Below are 17,427 nucleotides of genomic sequence, written 5' to 3'. Positions count from 1 at the left end.
TCAGACCGCTGCGATCTTGGGTTTGCTCCGCTTTGCCTTACCCTTTGGACGGCTGTTGGCATTCATGAATTCGATCACCAAGGGCCGGATGTTGTTGCGCCAGCTGCGGCCCGCAAAGATCCCGTAGTGACCGGCGCCCGGTTCCACATGGCTGGCCTTTTTCGAATCCGGCAGGCCGGTGCAAAGGTCCAGCGCCGCGATACATTGCCCGGGGGCGGAGATATCATCATTGGCACCTTCGACGGTCTTGACCGCCACATCGGTGATCTTGCCGATATCGACCTTGTGACCATCGACGACGAATTCGTTCTTGGCGATCTCGCCTTTCTTGAACACGCGGTCCACGGTCGACAGGTAGAATTCCGCAGTCATGTCCATCACCGCCAGATATTCGTCATAGAACCGGTTATGGGCGTCGTGATCAGAGGCTTCGCCGCTGCTGACCCGCTGGATCTGATCCATGAAGGCTTTGGAGTGGCGGTCCATGTTCATCGACATGAAGGACGAGAGTTGCAACAGGCCCGGATAGACCTTGCGGCCGACGCCTGCGTATTTGAAACCGACCCGCTGGATCATGGTCTCCTCAAGCTGGCCCATGGTGACGCGGCGGCCGAAATCGGTGACTTCGGTCGGCGTTGCATCCGGGTCCACCGGGCCACCGATCAGTGTCAGGGAGGAGGGCTGCGCTTCGGGGTCCTGCTCGGCCAGATAGGCGGTGGCGGCGAGGGTCAGCGGGGCGGGCTGGCAGACGGCGATGACATGGGTTTCAGGACCCATCTCGCGCATGAAATCCACCAGATAAAGGGTGTAATCCTCGATGTCGAACTTGCCAGCGGAGACCGGGATGTCCCGGGCGTTGTGCCAGTCGGTGACATAGACCTCGCAGTTTTCCACCAGGCTTTTGACGGTCGAGCGCAGCAGGGTTGCGTAGTGTCCGGACATTGGCGCCACCAGCAGCACCTTGCGCGGCTGCACTTCGCGGCCGACGACACGGAAGTGGATCAGATCGCCAAAGGGGCGCTCCAGAACCGTGTCGATTTCGACGGTATGGTCCTTGCCGTCTTCACAGGTGAAGGTGCCGATACCCCAGTCGGGGCGGGCAACCATGCGCTGAAAGGTGCGCTCCGTGACCTCACCCCATGCGGCCAGCCAGTTGAGCGCCGGATTGGGGATCGCGGAAAACGCCGGATAGGATGCCATCGACAATGCGGTCGCCCCCAGCCACTGGTTCATGTTCCGGGTCGTTTCCATCAGGTCGTAGGACATCATGTAGCGCATGGGTGTCTCCTTTAGGTGTCCGCCCTGCAACCCATTATCATAAATCATGGGCGGATTAAGTGCAGAGATTAGAACTTGCTGTCACTTTCTCGTAGACTACCTGAGCAAGTATTCTGCATAGCAGAAAGATTAGGGGGGATTCCTTAAGATGACAACAAGTGACGTGCAGGGTGCCGGAACTTCTCCAGAACACATTGATCGACTTAAGGAAAATTTAGAAAAGGTAGAACATCTGTCGAAACGGCTGGTCGAGGTGATGGCAAGCAAGAAGCCGCATCATCCCGGACTGGACGGTCCGAATCAGGAATTGTTCGCACGTGCAGCAACGTCTTACTGGGCTTCTATGCTGCAAAACCCGGCAAAGCTGCTGGAACATCAGATCGAATACTGGGGCAAATCGGTGCTGAATTTCGCCGAGGCCCAGCAGGCGCTGGCCGGGCAGCAGGACGGGGAAGGCGACGATGCACCCTCGGACCGCCGCTTCACCAATCCGATGTGGGACAAGAACCCCTATTTCCGCTTTATCAAACAGCAGTACATGACCAATGCCGCCGCTATCCGCGAGGCTGTTGACGAGGCGGGCGATCTGGACCGGGTTGACCGGCAGCGGCTGTCCTATTTCGCGGACCAGATCATTCACATGATGGCGCCGACCAATTTTCTGCCCACCAATCCGGATGCGCTGGAGCGGGCTTTGGAGACCGAGGGCCAGTCGCTGATCAAAGGGCTGGAAAATCTGGTCGCGGATCTCGAAGCCAATGATGGCGAGCTAGTGGTCCGGCTGGCGGATGATACCGCCTTTGAAATTGGCCGCAATCTGGCCACCACCCCGGGTGAAGTCGTCTATCGCAACCGCATGATGGAGCTGATCCAGTACCGCCCGACCACGGATACGGTGCATGAAACGCCGATCCTGCTGTTCCCGCCCTGGATCAACAAGTTCTACATTCTCGACCTCAAGGCGCAGAACAGCCTGATCAAATGGGTCACCGATCAGGGCTATACCTTGTTCGTGGTCTCTTGGGTCAATCCGGATGCCTCTTATTCGGATGTGGGGCTTGAGGATTATGTGCAGGACGGTTTCCTGACCGCGATCGAGCAGGTGAAGGAGATCTGCAAGGTCAAACAGATCAACGCCGTCGGATATTGCATCGCTGGCACAACGCTGGGTCTGACCCTGTCACTGCTGAAACAGCGCGGCGACAAATCGGTGAAATCGGCGACCTTCTTTACCGCGTTGACCGATTTTGACGATCAGGGGGAATTCACGCCCTTCCTGCAAAACGATTTCGTGGATGCCATCGAGGAGCAGATCGGCGACGATGGCATGCTGCCCTCCTATATCATGGCGCGGACCTTCTCTTTCCTGCGCGCCAATGACCTGGTCTACGGGCCGGCGATCCGCAGTTATATGATGGGAGAGACGCCGCCTGCCTTTGACCTGCTCTACTGGAACGGCGATGGCGCCAACCTGCCGGGCAAGATGGCGATCCAATACCTGCGTGGGCTATGTCAGGGAAACCAGTTTGCCAAGGACGGTTTTGAGCTGCTGGGGCACAAGCTGCAGCTCAAAGATGTCGACATTCCGCTGATGGCCGTCACCTGCGAAACGGATCACATCGCCCGCTGGAAGGACTGCTATCGCGGCGTGCAGCAGATGGGATCGCGCAGCAAGAACTTCATCGTTTCCCAGTCGGGCCATATCGCGGGCATCGTGAACCCGCCCACCCGCAACAAGTATGGTCACTATACCAATGACGATCTGAAACTGGATGCCGCTGCCTGGATGGAAGGCGCAACCTTCCATGAAGGGTCCTGGTGGCCGCGCTGGGAAGCCTGGCTGAAAAAGCGTTCCGGCAAGCAGGTTCCAGCCCGCGAACCGGGTGATTCGACCCATCCGCCACTGGTGCAGGCCCCGGGCGACTATGTGCGCAAGATGGTAAAGTCCTGATATTGCTGCGGTTCCCATAATTTTTCTGCATTGCAGCAAAAAATTCTTGAAATGCTGCGATGCAGAAAGCATATTGTTGTCAGACACAGCGGGCGGGCATCTCCCTGCCACGGCAACGAGAGGAACTAGTACGATGGCTAAGACCCAAGATTTTACCGCGATGATGAAAGACATGATGGGCGCATTCCCCATGGACACCAAGGCCATGGAAGATGCCTTCAAGAGCTCTGCTGCTCTGAATGAAAAGCTGGCCGCCGTTGCGATCGGTGCTGCCGAGCAGTCCGCCGAGATTTCGACCAAATGGACCAAAGACACCCTGTCCAAGATGGGCGCGATGTCCAAAGTCCAGGCCGAGCCTGCCGACTATGCCAAAGCCGCAACCGATTTCGCCAGCGCCTCTGCTGAAGTGGCTGCCGAAAACATGGCTGCCTTTGCCGAAGTTGCCAAGAAAGCACAGACCGACACCGTCGAGCTGCTGATGGCCGCAGGCAAGGATATGAGCGAAGAAGCGACTGCCGCCGTGAAAAAGGCCACCGAAGAGGTGACCACCGCAGCCAAGAAAGCTGCAACCAAATAAGAAAGTCCACAAGACGGCACCAGCTCTCCTCCCAATCAGTGCCGGATTGTGATGAAAGGGCAGGCCACGCGGGCCTGCCCTTTTTATATTGTGGAACGGTTTTTTCGGACTGTTGCTTTTGTGGCCGCCGATGCAGGCTGTCAGAAGGTGGCCATCGAATAACAACGGTATCGTGGTGTCCAGCCACACAGGCGCCGCAGCTTTTCCGCGCACATCTGCTGGTCCAGCGTCGGCCCCTCGGCCCAGGCCCCGTATTTACACAGAACGTGTTTGAGCGTGCGCACCATATACCCGCCCGCATGATCCGTCTGCTGCGCGATATGGGCGACGATGTCCGATGCCGCGACGCCGCTTTGGGCGCAGGCGTTGAATTCCCCCGTCAGATCGGGACGCTCCAACAGGATGCGATAGGCCACCGCCAGATCGTAACGATGCACCAGCGGCCAGCGAGTATTTAAACTGCCCCAGATTTCGATCGGCTGGTCGCTGCGGGCTGCGGTCAGGTAGCGTTCGAAGACGCCGCCGCCGTCTTCATGATAGACCATCCCGGGGTGGATTACGGCGCCTGAAACCCCCTTCGCCTGCAGTACTGTCCGGCTTTGTTCTGTCATCCAGGCGAAACTGGCAATCGGCCGTTTGGGCAAGGTTTCATCGGCAATACGGTTGCCGGTTGCGCCATAGAGCCAGCAGCCGCCCGTATAGATCAATCGCAGCGGGGTGTCTCGATCCGCGGCATGATCAAGGATCGCCTCTATGGCACGCGCGTCGGTCTCTCCCATGTCCTGATCAAAGGTCGCGGCGGCCTGCACAACGGCATCGACCTCTTTCACCACGGGCGCCCATGCCTCAGGCTGCCGCAGGTCACCGGGCAGGGGGCTACCGCCAAGGGCGGCGATCTTCTGCGCGCTGGCCTCTGATCTGGCCAGACCGGTCACCTGATGGCCCCGGCCGACCAGTTCACGCGTGATGGCGGTTCCGATTGATCCTGTCGCGCCAAGCAACAATACCCGCATGTTTCGTCCTTCGGTCTGAAACTGATTGTGAGGTCTGAGGTAAAATCTCAAGTATACTTTAGGTCAAGGTGGTTTTCTTGATGTGAAGACAGTTTTGACCGATGGTTCACAAAGGCGGATCAGAGGGACAGTGAGAACAATTGTTTTCCAAAGCGGCGCGAGGCTTTTCTTTTGTTCTGCGCTCGCATAGGGTTTCTGCAATGCATCATGTCTGGGGAGGTATGACCATGGCGGAACAGGAAAAACCCCTGCTTATCAAACGCTACGCCAGCCGTCGGCTGTATAACACGGAGACCAGCGACTACGTCACGCTGGAGGATATTGCTGGGTTTATCCGGGATGGACGCGAGGTCCAGATCGTCGACCTGAAAACGGGGGACGACCTGACACGCCAGTATCTGCTGCAGATCATTGCAGAACACGAAAGCCGCGGCGAAAACGTGCTGCCGGTGAATGTGCTGAATGATCTGGTCCGCAGCTATATGGTGCCAGGCGGCGGGGTAATGCCGCAGTTCCTGCAGACCTCATTCGACATGCTGCGCGACAGCCAGTCCAAGATGATGGAAAACATGTCGGCGATGAACCCGATGGCCACGATGCCTGGGTTCGAAGCGATGAAGGTTCAGCAGGAAGCTTTCCTCAAGGCAATGACCGGTGGCCTGTCCGGCGGCTGGAGCGGCGGCAGCGGCCCGGAACCGGAAGGCGCGAAATCGGATGCTGATGGCGAAGAAGATCTGGAATCGATCAAGCGCCAGCTGAGCGAATTGCAGGACAAGCTGTCGAAGATAAAGTGACGGACGCACGAGAAAGCGTCTGATCGGAGGAAAGAGAAAAACCCGGGGCAAGCCCGGGTTTTTTCGTATCTTGGGTCAGGCTTTACTGCGCGATAAGTCGGCAAGGGGCGGCAGGCTCCCGCCCGATCCCGGACACCCCATTGGGGGGATCCGGATCCGTTGGACTCGGCGCCGGGCGGTCGCCCGGCGGAGCAGACCGCAGGGCCGGTTCAGGCGGCGACCCGTTCCATGGTTTCGCTGGCGGCAGTGAGCAGGATGTCGACGATCACGTCCAGCTCATCCTTGGTGAGGCGGACCGGAAGGCGCACGTCGCAGGCTTTCATCAGCATGGCGCGGGTCTGCGGCAGCTCGGGCAGGTCCTTGAGGAACTGCCAGTTCCAGAAGGCGCGGGCGTTGTCCTCGGAGAGACCGAAGACCTGCACCTTGACGCCTTTTTCCGCGGCCGATTTGGCAAAGGCTCTGATGTCGTCCTCGGTCATGCCAACCAGGTTGAACTGGATCGAGTCCGGGGCGCGCTGTTCGGGCGCCAGCGGGGCGGGCACATCGAAATAGGGCGCGGCGTTCAGACGGGCGGCGACGTAATCGTGATTCTTCAGACCGTCGCGGACCCGGCGGGCCAGTTCCGGGATCTGCGGGCGGATGACGGCAGCGGACAGGTTGCTCATCCGAAGGTTATAAAGCGGCAGCTGGTTCTGCCACTTGGCAAAGGCTTGCGCCAGATCCGGGGTGTTTTCGCCGCGGGGGCCTTTGTGCTTTTGCCAGTTGTGCTCATAAGCGCCGGACATGATGACTGCGCGGGCGACCAGTTCGGCATCATCGGTGATCAAGATGCCGCCTTCACCTGCGTTGAGCATCTTGTAGGACTGGAAGGAGAAGCAGCCGATCCGGCCGATGGTGCCGATGTTCTGACCGTTCCAGGTGGTGCCAAGCGAATGCGCCGCATCTTCGATCACCGGAATGCCGCGCGCATCGCAAAGCGCCATGATCGCGTCCATATCCGAGGTGTGACCGCGCATGTGGCTGATGATGACGGCCGCGATATCCTGATCCAGACGGGCCTCAAAAGCGGCCATGTCGATGCGGTAGTTCTCGCCAACTTCGCAGAGGACCGGAACGCAATCGGCATGTACCACCGAAGAGGGCACCGCGGCGAAGGTGAAGCCGGGGATCAGGACGCGGGCATCGCGCGGCAGGTCCAGCGCCTTCAGCGACAGGAACAGCGCAGCCGAGCAGGAAGAGACGGCGAGGGCATATTTGCAGCCAATGAGTTCCGCGAATTCCTGTTCCAGCAGGGCAACAGGGGCATCCTGGGGCGCGGTATAGCGAAACAGATCGCCGGATTGCATCAGCGCATCAATGGCTTCGCGGGCTGCTGCGGGGATCGGTTCGGCGTCGTGAACATTCGGTGGCTGCGTCATATTTCAATTTCCCAAATGGATCATTTCATAAATCTAAAACAATGGGCGCGCAAAGCCAAGGCCGACGGTGCATTTCCCGGCGCAGGGGTGAAAATTTCACAGAACTGTTGCGAAGGCGCGCAGAGCGACAACGGCCAGAAGGCACGGGGTGCGTTCTGGCCGTCGGTCCCGGCAGGGGATGGTAAAAGAGGAGGGGATCAGAGCCGGATCAAATACCAAGCCGGTCGCGCAGCGCGTACCAGGTCATGGCGAGGGCCAGCAGCGGTGAGCGCATGCGCGGTCCGCCTGGGAAGGCCGGAGCGGGAACCCGTGCCATGGTGTCAAAACCCTCGGCCTGCCCCTGAATGGCAAGCGCCATCAATTGCCCGGCGTGGGTGGCGGTGCCGACCCCATGGCCAGAATAACCCGAGGCCGACAGGACATTTGGCGCCAGCCGTGCCAGATAGGGCATCCGTTTCATTGTAATGCCCAGCGTGCCGCCCCAAGCGTAATCGACGCGCACGTCGCTCAGATGCGGAAAGATCTGATGCATCGGCTTGCGCACCACGGCTTCGATATCGGCGGGGAAGCGGTAGCCATAACTTTCGCCGCCGCCGAACAGCAGCCGCTTGTCATGGCTGAGGCGGAAATAGTTGACCACGAATTTGCTGTCCGCCACCGCCACGTCGCGGGTCAACACCTGATTGGCGCGATCCCCCAAAGGCTCGGTTGCGACGATGAAATTATTGATCGGCATGACCTTGGCCGCGACCTGGCGGTTGAGTCCGCCAAGATAGCCGTTGCAGGCCAGGATCAGGTGGTCTGCCGTGACCGTGCCTTCGGCGGTGCGCACAGTGACCTCGGCGCCTTCGGTGATCTCCAGCGCCTCACTCTGCTCGTATATCTTGGCGCCTGCGGCCTCGGCTGCGCGGGCGAGGCCAAGCGCATAGTTCAGCGGGTGCAGATGCCCGGCGCCATGATCCAGAAAGCCCCCCTTGTAATCGGGCGAAGGGCAAAGCTTGAGGCATGCGTCGTCGTTAAGAACTTCGATCTGATCGTAGCCGTACCAATCCTGCAGGTGGCGCGCATAGTCGTGCAGATGCGACACCTCACTGCATGAGGAGCCGGTCCAGGCCACGCCGGGTTTCAGGTGGCAGTCGATATCGTGCCGGGCGATCAGGGATTTGACCAGATCCTTGGCCTCTTCCCCCAGCCGCCAGAGCTTCAGGGCCTCGGCTTCGCCCATGAAGCTTTCCAGATCTTCCTGATCCATCCGCTGTCCGCTGCCGAGCTGCCCGCCATTGCGCCCGGAGGCGCCAAAGCCGACGCGGTGAGCGTCGAGAAGCGCAACCTCCATGCCTGCCTCCGCCAGATGCAGCGCGGCGGACAGGCCGGTGTAGCCCGCGCCGACGATGCAGACATCGGCCCGTATATCCCCGCGCAGGGCGTCATAGGGCTTTTGCTCTGTCGCCGTCGCATTGTACCAGCTGGCAGGGTACTGACCCTTGCGGTCGTTGGAATAAAGCAGGTTCAAAGCCATAGAATACCTCATGCGGGCGGGCGCGCCGCAGCAGCGGCACGGTGGTCGGGAAGTGGGCAGGAACGGTTGCTGCCTAGACGTTCAGCAGCAGGTGTTCACGCTCCCAGGGAGAGATCACCTGCAGGAATTCCTCGTATTCGCTGCGTTTGACGATGCCATAGACGCGCGCGAACTCGGGGCCGAGGATTTCGTGCAGTTCGGTGGCCGTATCGAACAGATCCAGGGCCTGGCCCATGACCTGCGGAATATCGCCTTCGCCCTCGTAGGCATCGCCCTTGAACTGGCGGCGCGGGCGCTCTTCCTGGATCAGGCCAAGATAGCCACAGGCCAGCGACACGGCGATCCCCAGATACGGATTACAATCCATGCCAGCGAGGCGGTTTTCCACCCGGCGGGCCGAGGGGCTGGACAGCGGTACCCGGATGCCGGTGGTGCGGTTGTCGCGGCCCCATTCCAGATTGATCGGCGCGGCGTGATCCTTCACGTAGCGGCGGTATGAATTCACATAGGGTGCCATCACTGCGATCCCGGCAGGCAGGTGGTTCTGCAGACCGGCGATAAAGTGATAGAAGGCGTCGGTTTCACCTCCCTGGGGTCCGGAGAAGATGTTCTCTCCGGTGGCCTTGTCGATGATCGAATGGTGGATATGCATGGCCGATCCGGGCTCATTCTCGATCGGTTTGGCCATGAAAGTGGCGAAACAGTCGTGGCGCAGCGCGGCCTCGCGGATCAGGCGTTTGAAGTAGAAGACCTCATCCGCCAGTTTCACCGGGTCGCCGTGGCGCAGGTTGATTTCCAGCTGCCCGGCGCCGCCTTCCTGGGTGATGCCGTCGATCTCGAACCCCTGTGCCTCGGCGAAATCGTAGATATCGTCGATCACCGGGCCGAATTCGTCCACGGCCGTCATGGAGTAAGCCTGCCGCGCCGCCGCGGGGCGGCCCGAGCGGCCCATCATCGGTTTGATCTCATGGGCCGGGTCGACGTTGCGTGCAACCAGGAAGAACTCCATCTCGGGTGCAACCACCGGCTCCCAGCCTTTGTCGTGGTAAAGTTGCACAACGCGTTTCAGCACGTTGCGGGGCGAGCAGGCAATTGGGTTGCCGTCGCGGTCAAAGGCATCGTGAATGACCTGAAGCGTCCAGTCCCCGGTCCACGGCGCCGCCGTGGCGGTGGTCATGTCGGGATAAAGCGTCATGTCCTTTTCGATGAAGCCATCCTCGTCGGCGGCCTCACCCCAGTCCCCGGTAATAGTCTGGTAAAAGATGCTGTCGGGCAGGTGGAAATATTCCTGCTTGGCGAATTTGGTGGCCGGGACAGCCTTGCCGCGGGCGATGCCCGGCAGATCCGAGATAACGCATTCCACCTCGTCAAGACGACGGCCCTCCAGGTAGGATTTGGCGGCGTCGGGAAGCGTATCGAGCCAGGCGGACATCAGGTCCTCTCTTTCTTCAAAAACTCTGCGAGGAAGGTTGCGATCTTAAGGTTGTCTACGGGGGTGCTGAGGCCTGCGGCTGCGCGCTCCAGAATGGGGTCCGGCACTACGCCGCGGCCGCGTTTCTCGATCAGGCCCTGTACGAAACTGTTGGAGAATTCGGGGTGGGGCTGCACGGTCCAGATGTGGTCACCGTAGGCCAGGATTCCGTTTTCGCAGAAATCGTTGCCGGCCAGCACCCGGGCGCTTTTGGGGCGGGTCACAACCTGATCCTGATGCCAGGCGTTCAGGGTCACCGGCTGGCCGTCCTGTTCATAGGTCACATGACCCACCGCCCAGCCGCCATCGAATTTGGCGACCTTGCCGCCGAGGGCCTGTGCGATGATCTGATGTCCGAAACAGATCCCTGCCATGGGGCGTTTCGCGGCGTCGATCTTGCGGATCAACTCCTCTAGCGGCGGGATCCAGTCATGGTCTTCATAGGCGCCGTGTTTGGATCCGGTGATGATCCAGCCGTCCGCCGCATCGGGACCGTCCGGGAACGCCCCATCGACCACGGCCCAGGTCTGGAATTCAAAACCGTGCCCGGCCAGCAGGTCGCAGAACATCTGGTCGTAATCACCTGAGCTGTCGATCAGGTCGTCCGGGGCATGGCCGGTTTGCAGAATGCCGATTTTCATGGGTCACCAAATTTGATCAAATTTATTGTAGCCGAGCCATAAAGGCCAGGCAAGGGATCATACCGCTTCGAGCCAGGACAGCCAGTGGCTCTCTTTAGGGCGGCGGGCGAATTCCTCCAGTTCCTGCCGTTTTGTCATCACCAGATTGCGGATCGCGGTTTTTGGCAGGATGCGGGCGATGATGGGATCGCTCTCGAACAGGTCGATTGCTTCCTGCCATGTCGCGGCAAGCTGCGGCAGGCCCTTGATGTCATAGATATTCCCACTCGAGGGGGCAGGCGGCTGCATTGCGTCCTCGATCCCGACAAGGGCCGCGCCAAGTACAGTGGCCAGCATCAGGTAGGGGTTGATGTCCCCGCCTGCGGCGCGGTGTTCGATCCGGCGCGCCTTGGGGCTGCCGCCGGGAATGCGGATTGCGGCAGTACGGTTTTCATAGGCCCAGGCCGCGCTGGTTGGTGCATGGGCGCCGGGGATCAGCCGGTCATAGGAATTGCCGTGGGGCGCAAAGATCAGGGTGCTGGCGGGCATGGCGGCCAGACAACCGGCCACCGCGTTCAGGAGCAGCTCTGACCCGGCGTCGGTGCCATTGTCGAAAATGTTGTTTCCGGCTTCGTCCACCACCGAGAAATGCACGTGCATGCCATTACCGGCTTCCTCGGCATAAGGTTTCGCCATGAAGGTCGCGGCAAACCCGTGTTTGCGTGCCAGACCTTTGATCAAGGCCTTGAACAGCCAGGCATCGTCGGCGCAGCGCATGGCATCCTGATGGTCAAGGTTGATCTCGAACTGGCCGAGGCCGGCTTCGGAGATGGCGTCCTTGGCGGGAATGCCCATCGCCTCGGCGCCCTCGTAGACATCGGAAAAGAAGGCGTCAAAGGCGTCGAGCTCGGCCACCGACAGAACCGATTGCTGGTCCAGCTCGCGTCCGGTGAGCGGATCAATCGGTGGGCCGGGTTGGGCGCCGCCATCATCCACAAGGTTGAATTCCATTTCGGTGGCGGCAACCACACTCCATCCCCGTGCCGCATAGCGCTGCAGAACGTGGGCCAGAACCTGACGGGGGTCGCCCATGAACGGCGTTCCATCCTCAAGCATCATGGTCATCGGAACCAGGGCGGACGGCGTGCTGAGCCAGGGCATGGGCACGGCGCCCCGGTCCGTGGGCAGCAGGATACCATCGGCATCGCCGGTCTCGAACACAAGCGGGCTGTCTTCGATGTCGCGACCCCAGATATCCACGTTGAGCACCGAGACCGGCATGCGCGCGGTGCCATCATCCAACTTATGTGCTGCGCTTGCGGGCATGCGCTTGCCGCGCATCTGTCCGTTCATGTCACAGGCGGCAATGCGGACGGTTCTTAGGCCGGACAGGTCCATGGGGGGCTCCATTGTTTCTGCCCATAGTTCTACCCGAGCCGCGTAAAGACGCAATCAAAATTTGATCAAAAATTGTCGCAGCCACGCCTGCGCACAAAAAATGGCCCCCGAAGGAGCCATTTTCAAAGTGCTATTCCGTGGCGGCGTTCAGCGGATAAGGCTTGGCCTGAACCGCATTTTGACCCGTCTTTCCTTCGGTACGTGCCGGTTCAGTCTTTTGTTCACAAGGCCAAACAGACCTATGATCAAAAGCGTCAGCAGGATGAAATAAAAGGCCAGGATCGGATAGGGCACAAAGGGGTTGAAGGTCTTGTCCGCAAAGTAATTCGCGTAGTAGAGCGCATCGCCCTTTTGCCGCCAGGCCGGGAAGCCGGAGAAGAAGACCAGCGTCGTGGCGTGGAACAGGAAAATCGCCTCGTTGGTGTAGGACGGCCAGGCGAGACGCATCATCGTGGGCCACATGATGCGCCGGAACCGGTGCCAGCCCGACAGGCCATAGGCGTCCGCCGCCTCGATATCGCCCTTGGGGATCGATCGCAGCGCACCATAGAAGATTTCGGCGCTATAGGCCGAGGTGTTAAAGAACAACACCACCAGCGCCCCCAACCAGGCCGAGGAGAAGGCATCAAGGATGGGCGAGAAGCCCTTCATTTCCAGGAATAAGAAATAGGCAAAGAAGAACTGGATGAAGAGTGGCGATCCCCGGAAGACGAAGATGAACCACTCTGCCGGTTTGCGCCAGACCGCGGAGGAGGAGTTCTTCGCCACCGCCAGGAGATTGGCAAAGAAGAAGCCGGTAATCACCGCAATGGTGCCGAAATAGATGTTCCAGATCATCCCTGATCCGATCAGGGTGAAATGTTCGCACAGGGTGAAATCACTGCGCGGCAGCAGGCGTTCCCCGTAACCAAGCGAGCGGAAGGCATAGGCCTGAATGGTCTCGATACAGCTCATTTGGCTTTCCTCTGCGCTTCTCCGCCCAGGGTGGCTTGCCCATGCGACAGGCGGGTCGTGATCCGGGCCAACACCACCTCTGACACCTTGGTAAAGGCGAGGTAGAAGACCAGCAGCGCCAGGAAATACCACATGCGCCAGTCGCCGTGCGGGTAATCGGTGAACTTGGCCGTCTTGGAGCCGCCCAGTTCACGCGCCCAGTAGACGATATCCTCGACGCCCAGAAGGAACAGCAGCGGCGTCGCCTTGATCAGCACCATCCAGAGGTTCGACAGGCCGGGCAGGGCATAGGTCCACATCTGCGGCACCTGAATGCGCCAGAAGGCCTGCCTGCGTGTCATGCCATAGGCCTCGGCGGTTTCGATCTGCGGTCGCGGCACCGCGTTCATCGCGCCATAGAGCACGTTGGCCGCAAAGGCGCCGAACACGATAGCGAAGGTCACCACCGCAAGGGAGAAGCCGTAGACTTCGTGGATCCACTGCGGCGAGGTGCCCAGCGGCATCTTGGCGATGTCGCAGACCAGAAAATCGCTGCCCTGGCGGATCGGTTGATCCCAGTCCGGGCATTTGACCTTGTGGCGCAGCCATTCAATTCCCTGATCCAGCGCGATGACGAAGAATAGGAAGAAGGCAATGTCGGGCACACCGCGCACGATGGCGATGTATCCCTTGCCCAGCCAGGACAGGGGCGGGAAGTGAGAGCGGGCTGCAATAGCGCCACCAAAGCCGAACAGGAGCGCCAGCGGCGCGGTGATGGCGAGCAGCAGCAGGACCGTCCCGAAAGCGAGATAAAAACCCATGTGCTTTCCGGTGGTCAGGTAACATGACAGCCACTGGAGGCCCTCCAGGGTGGCCGGGTCTGAGCAATAGGAGAAAATGGCTGACCTCGTCGTCTATGTCACCCGCATCCCTCCTGACGGAGCCGGATCATGCGCGCAACGGGGGGAATACAGCAAAGGGGAGCAGTGCCCCCCTTTGCCAGTCTCTTGGAAAGGGCAGGCGTGGCTTACCAGGTGCCGCCGACTTCCCATTTGGTGATCAGCTCGTTCAGGCTGCCGTCTTCCTTCATCGAGGTGATGGCGGCGTCGAACTTGCCGCGCAGCTCGTCATCGCTTTCGCGGAAGGCCATGCCGATGCCACCGCCCAGCGGTACATCGTCACCGACGAAGACCAGGTCAGAGGCTTCGACTTCCGGCTCCAGGTAATCCTTGTCGGCCAGAACGGCATCGGCTTCGCCGGATTTCACGGCTGCGATGGTTTCATCCGGGGTCGGATATTCCACCAAGGTCGCGCCGGTGTCGACCACGTGGTTGGCTTGGATGGTTGCGGTCTGGGCGGCGATGATGCCACCGGTCAGGTCCACGTCGCTGGACATCGCCGCATAGGCCGAGGGCGACGGCGGTGTGTAGCCTTGGGTGAAGTCGACGACTTCCTCACGCTCTTCGGTGATCGACATGCCCGCGATGATCGCGTCGTAGTTGCCCGAGGTCAGGTTCGGGATGATCGAATCCCAGTCGTTGGTGACCCATTCGCAGGTCAGCTCGGCGCGTTTGCACAGCTCGTCACCCAGCTCGCGCTCGAACCCGTCCACTTCACCCTTGTCGTTGATGAAGTTGTAGGGAGGGTAGGCGCCCTCGGTGCCCAGACGCACGGTATCTGCCAGTGCCACGCCTGCGGTCAGGGCCAGGGCGGCGGTGCCGAGAAGAATGGATTTCATGAGTATACTCCCGTTTTGGTTGGTTATTGGTCGTTTTATTGGTTTTAGCGTTTGGTCGAAGACAGGAAAGCCTTCAGTCGTTCGGATTTGGTGTTGCCAAAGACCTCGGCCGGGGTGCCTTGCTCCTCGATCAATCCCTGATGCAGGAACACGACGTGATCGGAGACGTCCTCTGCCATCTTCATGTCGTGGGTCACGATCATCATGGTACGGCCTTCGGCGGCCAAATCCTTGATCACCTTGACGACTTCCTGCTCCAGTTCCGGGTCGAGCGCCGAGGTGGGTTCGTCGAACAGCAGGGCTTCGGGCTCCATGCACAGAGCGCGGGCGATGGCGGCGCGCTGCTGCTGGCCACCCGACAGTTGCGCCGGGTAAACGTCGCATTTGTCGCCGATGCCGACCTTGTCGAGATATTTGCGCGCAGAAGCTTCAACCTCGGCGCGGTCGCGTTTCAGCACCGTCAGCGGCGCCTCCATCACGTTTTGCAGGATGGTCATATGGGACCACAGGTTGAACTGCTGGAACACCATCGACAGGTTGGTACGGATGCGCAGAACCTGTTTTGCGTCGGCAGGGCGACGGCTCAGGCCGCTGCCGACCCATTTGATCGGCTCGCCCTTGAACAGGATTTCCCCCTGCTGACTGTCTTCCAGAAGGTTGCAGCACCGCAGCAGCGTCGATTTGCCAGACCCGGATGAGCCGATCAGCGACACCACGGCGCCGCGCGGGGCGGTGATGTCGACGCCCTTGATGACCTCCAGATCGCCATAGGATTTATGCAGACCGCGCATCTCCAGAACCGGAGTGGCGTCGGGTGCAGTTTTGCTCGCAGGCGTTGCTTTGGTCGTTGTTTCGGTCAAGGTGCGCGTCGTCCGGTTGGATAAAATTTTGTCTTATTGGACCCAAAAAAAGCCGAATTGCAATGTTCAAACCGCACAAAGATCCGTGGTTTCCTGCGAAACGGTCAGGCCTGCCGACAAAACGGACAATGCATCAGGCCTTGGCGCGGGCGCGGATCTTTTGTCCGGTCAGCACTGGGCCGGGCGGTGTCGGCACCGCCAGATAATCGGACATGGGAATTTGTACGATACCCTTGAGGTGCAGCGTCGCCAGCGTGTCCTCGTCGAGGTTGGAAATCGCGGTTTCAATCGCCTTGAACAGCACGTCCGGAGCGTTCCCGATGGCCGTGATATAGGGCAGGCCGGGGGTCTCCGCGGTGCGCTCAAAGGCCTGAAGGTCGGCGGCGAAATCGTCGTATTGCTGCATCAATTCCCAAGATAGGATATCAAGGGCGGCAAAATCGGCGCGCCCCTCTGCCACGGCCAGAGCAGACTCCCGGTGGCCACCAGTCTCCAGCAATTCGCCGGGCAGCATGCCTTCATCCTGCATATGGATCAGCGGTCCGGCCCAGCCGGATTGCGACAGGCCGTCGTTATAGGCAAAGACCTTGCCATCAAGCTGGCTCAGGCGGGAGACATCTGCATCCTTGCGGGCAACAAAGACGCTGTAGTAATGCCCCGGCGCGCAGCCTGCGTGGCCGTAATCGGCGGTCCCGATCAGCTGTACCTCGCCGTATAGGCGGGTGCGTAGCGGGCAGCCGCAGGTCTGGGCCAGCAGCAGGTTCTTTGCCGTCCAGGCGCTCCAGGGATCGCTTTTGCGGTCCAGCGTCTCCGGGACGTCCCATTCGCCGTCCAGCGCCTCACGTATTGCCGCCCAAAGACGGTCATTGGCCTCGGCGGTTTCCGGGCGGTCGTACATTCCAAGAAAAGCAATCACAGTGCAGCCTCCGCACGTTGTCTGGCCAGGGCGCTGTCCCGGTCGTTCACCCCAAGCAGGCTGGAGGAGAGCCGGAGCAACGTATCCTCGCTGTCATCTCTGTGGCCGTCAGCCAAGGCGACCATCCACAGCGCCTCGATCACCGCAGTACGGTCCTCATAGCGTACGGCATCCTTGATGGCGCGGGTGAAACGGACGGTGTCGGGGGCTTCGGCCTCCATCGCCTCTGCCTCTTCGCGCAGCAGGATCGCGCCTCCCATGTCCAGCCCGTAGCGGGATTGGTTGATGCGGTCGATCCGGTCCTTTTCCTCTTCGGAGTAGTTGTGATCCGATCGTGCGACGCGCACCAGAAGGGCGCAGAGGGCCAGTCGGGCGTCCTCATCCGCGAGGGTGACCTTCGCGGGGGACAGAAGGCGGTTCAGGAGGTCCTGGAACAAGTCTGAGTTTCCTCTGAGGCGTTGGCGAGTTTGCGGCGCGCCCGCTCCCGCGCGGTTTCGTTGTCGGCATAGGACAGGCCCATGGCCTTGCGGGCGTCTTCCACGATCTTGACTTCGCCCTCGTGTTCGTCGCCATCCGCCAGCACCACTTCCCACAGGGCGTCCAGCGCGGCGAGCCGTTCGTCAAGCCCGGTGGTTTCGCGGATCAGGCGGCCAAATGTATCGGTCTCGGGCGCTGCGGCGTGCAGTTTTTCGCAGCTGGCGCGCACCTTGGCCGCTTCAATGGCGTTATGCTGATATAACCGCGCCAGAATCCGGTCGATCAGGCTGATCTCTTCCAGCTGATATTCCCGGTCGGATTGCGCCACGCGCACCATCAGCGCCCCGAGGGCCAGTTCAGCGTCGGGATCCGGCAGCGCAGGGGGCTGCGGCGGGCGGAAGGCTTGAAAGAGCTTTTTGAGCATGAGATCAGGATACCCTGCAACGCCGGTGGGGCCAACAGTT

At 60.4% G+C, this 17,427-nt stretch carries 17 protein-coding genes; 3 read left to right on the top strand and 14 right to left on the bottom strand.

Annotated elements, in window-relative coordinates:
* Entirely contained in the window at positions 1-1,278 is a 1,278-nt protein-coding gene (gene phaZ / locus JL2886_RS03250; protein ID WP_065270700.1) for a polyhydroxyalkanoate depolymerase, read from the bottom strand.
* Positions 1,279-1,426: 148 nt separating this feature from the next.
* Here phaZ and JL2886_RS03245 point away from each other — a divergent pair, with 148 nt between their 5' ends.
* Entirely contained in the window at positions 1,427-3,229 is a 1,803-nt protein-coding gene (locus JL2886_RS03245) for a PHA/PHB synthase family protein (RefSeq protein ID WP_065270699.1), read from the top strand.
* Between the two features lie 133 nt (positions 3,230-3,362).
* Positions 3,363-3,806 (top strand): phasin, PhaP, encoded by a 444-nt coding sequence (locus JL2886_RS03240; RefSeq protein WP_065270698.1) that lies wholly within the window; start codon positions 3,363-3,365, stop codon positions 3,804-3,806.
* Between the two features lie 140 nt (positions 3,807-3,946).
* Here the strand turns inward: JL2886_RS03240 and JL2886_RS03235 are convergent, their stop codons facing one another.
* Positions 3,947-4,819 (bottom strand): NAD-dependent epimerase/dehydratase family protein, encoded by an 873-nt coding sequence (locus tag JL2886_RS03235; RefSeq protein WP_065270697.1) that lies wholly within the window; start codon positions 4,817-4,819, stop codon positions 3,947-3,949.
* Positions 4,820-5,046: 227 nt separating this feature from the next.
* Between JL2886_RS03235 and phaR the strand changes: the two genes are divergently transcribed.
* The gene (gene phaR, locus JL2886_RS03230) at positions 5,047-5,613 is read left to right on the top strand and encodes a polyhydroxyalkanoate synthesis repressor PhaR (RefSeq protein ID WP_065273509.1); all 567 of its coding nucleotides are present in this window, start codon (positions 5,047-5,049) and stop codon (positions 5,611-5,613) included.
* A gap of 209 nt (positions 5,614-5,822) precedes the next feature.
* Here phaR and JL2886_RS03225 read toward each other — a convergent pair whose 3' ends face one another.
* The 12 genes from JL2886_RS03225 to JL2886_RS03170 form a co-directional block, all read right to left on the bottom strand.
* A complete protein-coding gene (locus JL2886_RS03225; protein WP_065270696.1) occupies positions 5,823-7,031 on the bottom strand; it encodes a DegT/DnrJ/EryC1/StrS family aminotransferase in 1,209 nt (402 codons plus the stop codon).
* A gap of 208 nt (positions 7,032-7,239) precedes the next feature.
* Positions 7,240-8,550 (bottom strand): NAD(P)/FAD-dependent oxidoreductase, encoded by a 1,311-nt coding sequence (locus JL2886_RS03220; protein WP_065270695.1) that lies wholly within the window; start codon positions 8,548-8,550, stop codon positions 7,240-7,242.
* A 73-nt stretch (positions 8,551-8,623) separates the two neighbouring features.
* Positions 8,624-9,982 (bottom strand): glutamine synthetase family protein, encoded by a 1,359-nt coding sequence (locus JL2886_RS03215; protein WP_065270694.1) that lies wholly within the window; start codon positions 9,980-9,982, stop codon positions 8,624-8,626.
* Positions 9,982-10,662: a type 1 glutamine amidotransferase gene (locus JL2886_RS03210; RefSeq protein ID WP_065270693.1), complete on the bottom strand. Its 681-nt coding sequence runs from the start codon at positions 10,660-10,662 to the stop codon at positions 9,982-9,984. Before JL2886_RS03210 ends, JL2886_RS03215 begins: the two co-directional genes overlap by 1 nt.
* Positions 10,663-10,719: 57 nt before the next feature.
* Complete coding sequence (locus JL2886_RS03205; RefSeq protein WP_065273508.1) at positions 10,720-12,039, bottom strand: glutamine synthetase family protein; 1,320 nt, start codon at positions 12,037-12,039, stop codon at positions 10,720-10,722.
* 147 nt (positions 12,040-12,186) lie between these two features.
* A complete protein-coding gene (locus JL2886_RS03200; protein ID WP_065270692.1) occupies positions 12,187-12,993 on the bottom strand; it encodes an ABC transporter permease in 807 nt (268 codons plus the stop codon).
* Positions 12,990-13,871, bottom strand: coding sequence for an ABC transporter permease (locus JL2886_RS03195; RefSeq protein ID WP_082995986.1), 882 nt, complete (start codon positions 13,869-13,871; stop codon positions 12,990-12,992). Before JL2886_RS03195 ends, JL2886_RS03200 begins: the two co-directional genes overlap by 4 nt.
* Positions 13,872-13,999: 128 nt before the next feature.
* Complete coding sequence (locus JL2886_RS03190) at positions 14,000-14,710, bottom strand: transporter substrate-binding domain-containing protein (RefSeq protein ID WP_065270690.1); 711 nt, start codon at positions 14,708-14,710, stop codon at positions 14,000-14,002.
* Between the two features lie 44 nt (positions 14,711-14,754).
* Positions 14,755-15,501, bottom strand: coding sequence for an ABC transporter ATP-binding protein (locus JL2886_RS03185; protein WP_065273507.1), 747 nt, complete (start codon positions 15,499-15,501; stop codon positions 14,755-14,757).
* Positions 15,502-15,703: 202 nt separating this feature from the next.
* A complete protein-coding gene (locus JL2886_RS03180; protein ID WP_065270689.1) occupies positions 15,704-16,486 on the bottom strand; it encodes a phosphate/phosphite/phosphonate ABC transporter substrate-binding protein in 783 nt (260 codons plus the stop codon).
* A complete protein-coding gene (locus JL2886_RS03175) occupies positions 16,483-16,923 on the bottom strand; it encodes a TerB family tellurite resistance protein (RefSeq protein WP_065270688.1) in 441 nt (146 codons plus the stop codon). Before JL2886_RS03175 ends, JL2886_RS03180 begins: the two co-directional genes overlap by 4 nt.
* Positions 16,905-17,387: a TerB family tellurite resistance protein gene (locus JL2886_RS03170; protein ID WP_065270687.1), complete on the bottom strand. Its 483-nt coding sequence runs from the start codon at positions 17,385-17,387 to the stop codon at positions 16,905-16,907. Before JL2886_RS03170 ends, JL2886_RS03175 begins: the two co-directional genes overlap by 19 nt.
* Positions 17,388-17,427 lie beyond the last annotated feature (40 nt).

It is taken from the genome of Phaeobacter gallaeciensis (assembly GCF_001678945.1).
GTDB classification, from domain to species: domain Bacteria; phylum Pseudomonadota; class Alphaproteobacteria; order Rhodobacterales; family Rhodobacteraceae; genus Phycobacter; species Phycobacter gallaeciensis_A.
The sequence above is the reverse complement of the archived record's forward strand: the minus strand, read 5'-3'. Positions and strand labels throughout refer to the sequence as shown.

What these genes read in the sequence shown, in the direction of transcription:
- phaZ (WP_065270700.1), bottom strand. Translation starts at nt 1,278, where the DNA reads ATGCGCTACATGATGTCCTACGACCTGATGGAAACGACCCGGAACATG.
- JL2886_RS03245 (WP_065270699.1), top strand. Translation starts at nt 1,427, where the DNA reads ATGACAACAAGTGACGTGCAGGGTGCCGGAACTTCTCCAGAACACATT.
- JL2886_RS03240 (WP_065270698.1), top strand. Translation starts at nt 3,363, where the DNA reads ATGGCTAAGACCCAAGATTTTACCGCGATGATGAAAGACATGATGGGC.
- JL2886_RS03235 (WP_065270697.1), bottom strand. Translation starts at nt 4,819, where the DNA reads ATGCGGGTATTGTTGCTTGGCGCGACAGGATCAATCGGAACCGCCATC.
- phaR (WP_065273509.1), top strand. Translation starts at nt 5,047, where the DNA reads ATGGCGGAACAGGAAAAACCCCTGCTTATCAAACGCTACGCCAGCCGT.
- JL2886_RS03225 (WP_065270696.1), bottom strand. Translation starts at nt 7,031, where the DNA reads ATGACGCAGCCACCGAATGTTCACGACGCCGAACCGATCCCCGCAGCA.
- JL2886_RS03220 (WP_065270695.1), bottom strand. Translation starts at nt 8,550, where the DNA reads ATGGCTTTGAACCTGCTTTATTCCAACGACCGCAAGGGTCAGTACCCT.
- JL2886_RS03215 (WP_065270694.1), bottom strand. Translation starts at nt 9,982, where the DNA reads ATGTCCGCCTGGCTCGATACGCTTCCCGACGCCGCCAAATCCTACCTG.
- JL2886_RS03210 (WP_065270693.1), bottom strand. Translation starts at nt 10,662, where the DNA reads ATGAAAATCGGCATTCTGCAAACCGGCCATGCCCCGGACGACCTGATC.
- JL2886_RS03205 (WP_065273508.1), bottom strand. Translation starts at nt 12,039, where the DNA reads ATGGACCTGTCCGGCCTAAGAACCGTCCGCATTGCCGCCTGTGACATG.
- JL2886_RS03200 (WP_065270692.1), bottom strand. Translation starts at nt 12,993, where the DNA reads ATGAGCTGTATCGAGACCATTCAGGCCTATGCCTTCCGCTCGCTTGGT.
- JL2886_RS03190 (WP_065270690.1), bottom strand. Translation starts at nt 14,710, where the DNA reads ATGAAATCCATTCTTCTCGGCACCGCCGCCCTGGCCCTGACCGCAGGC.
- JL2886_RS03185 (WP_065273507.1), bottom strand. Translation starts at nt 15,501, where the DNA reads ATGCGCGGTCTGCATAAATCCTATGGCGATCTGGAGGTCATCAAGGGC.
- JL2886_RS03170 (WP_065270687.1), bottom strand. Translation starts at nt 17,387, where the DNA reads ATGCTCAAAAAGCTCTTTCAAGCCTTCCGCCCGCCGCAGCCCCCTGCG.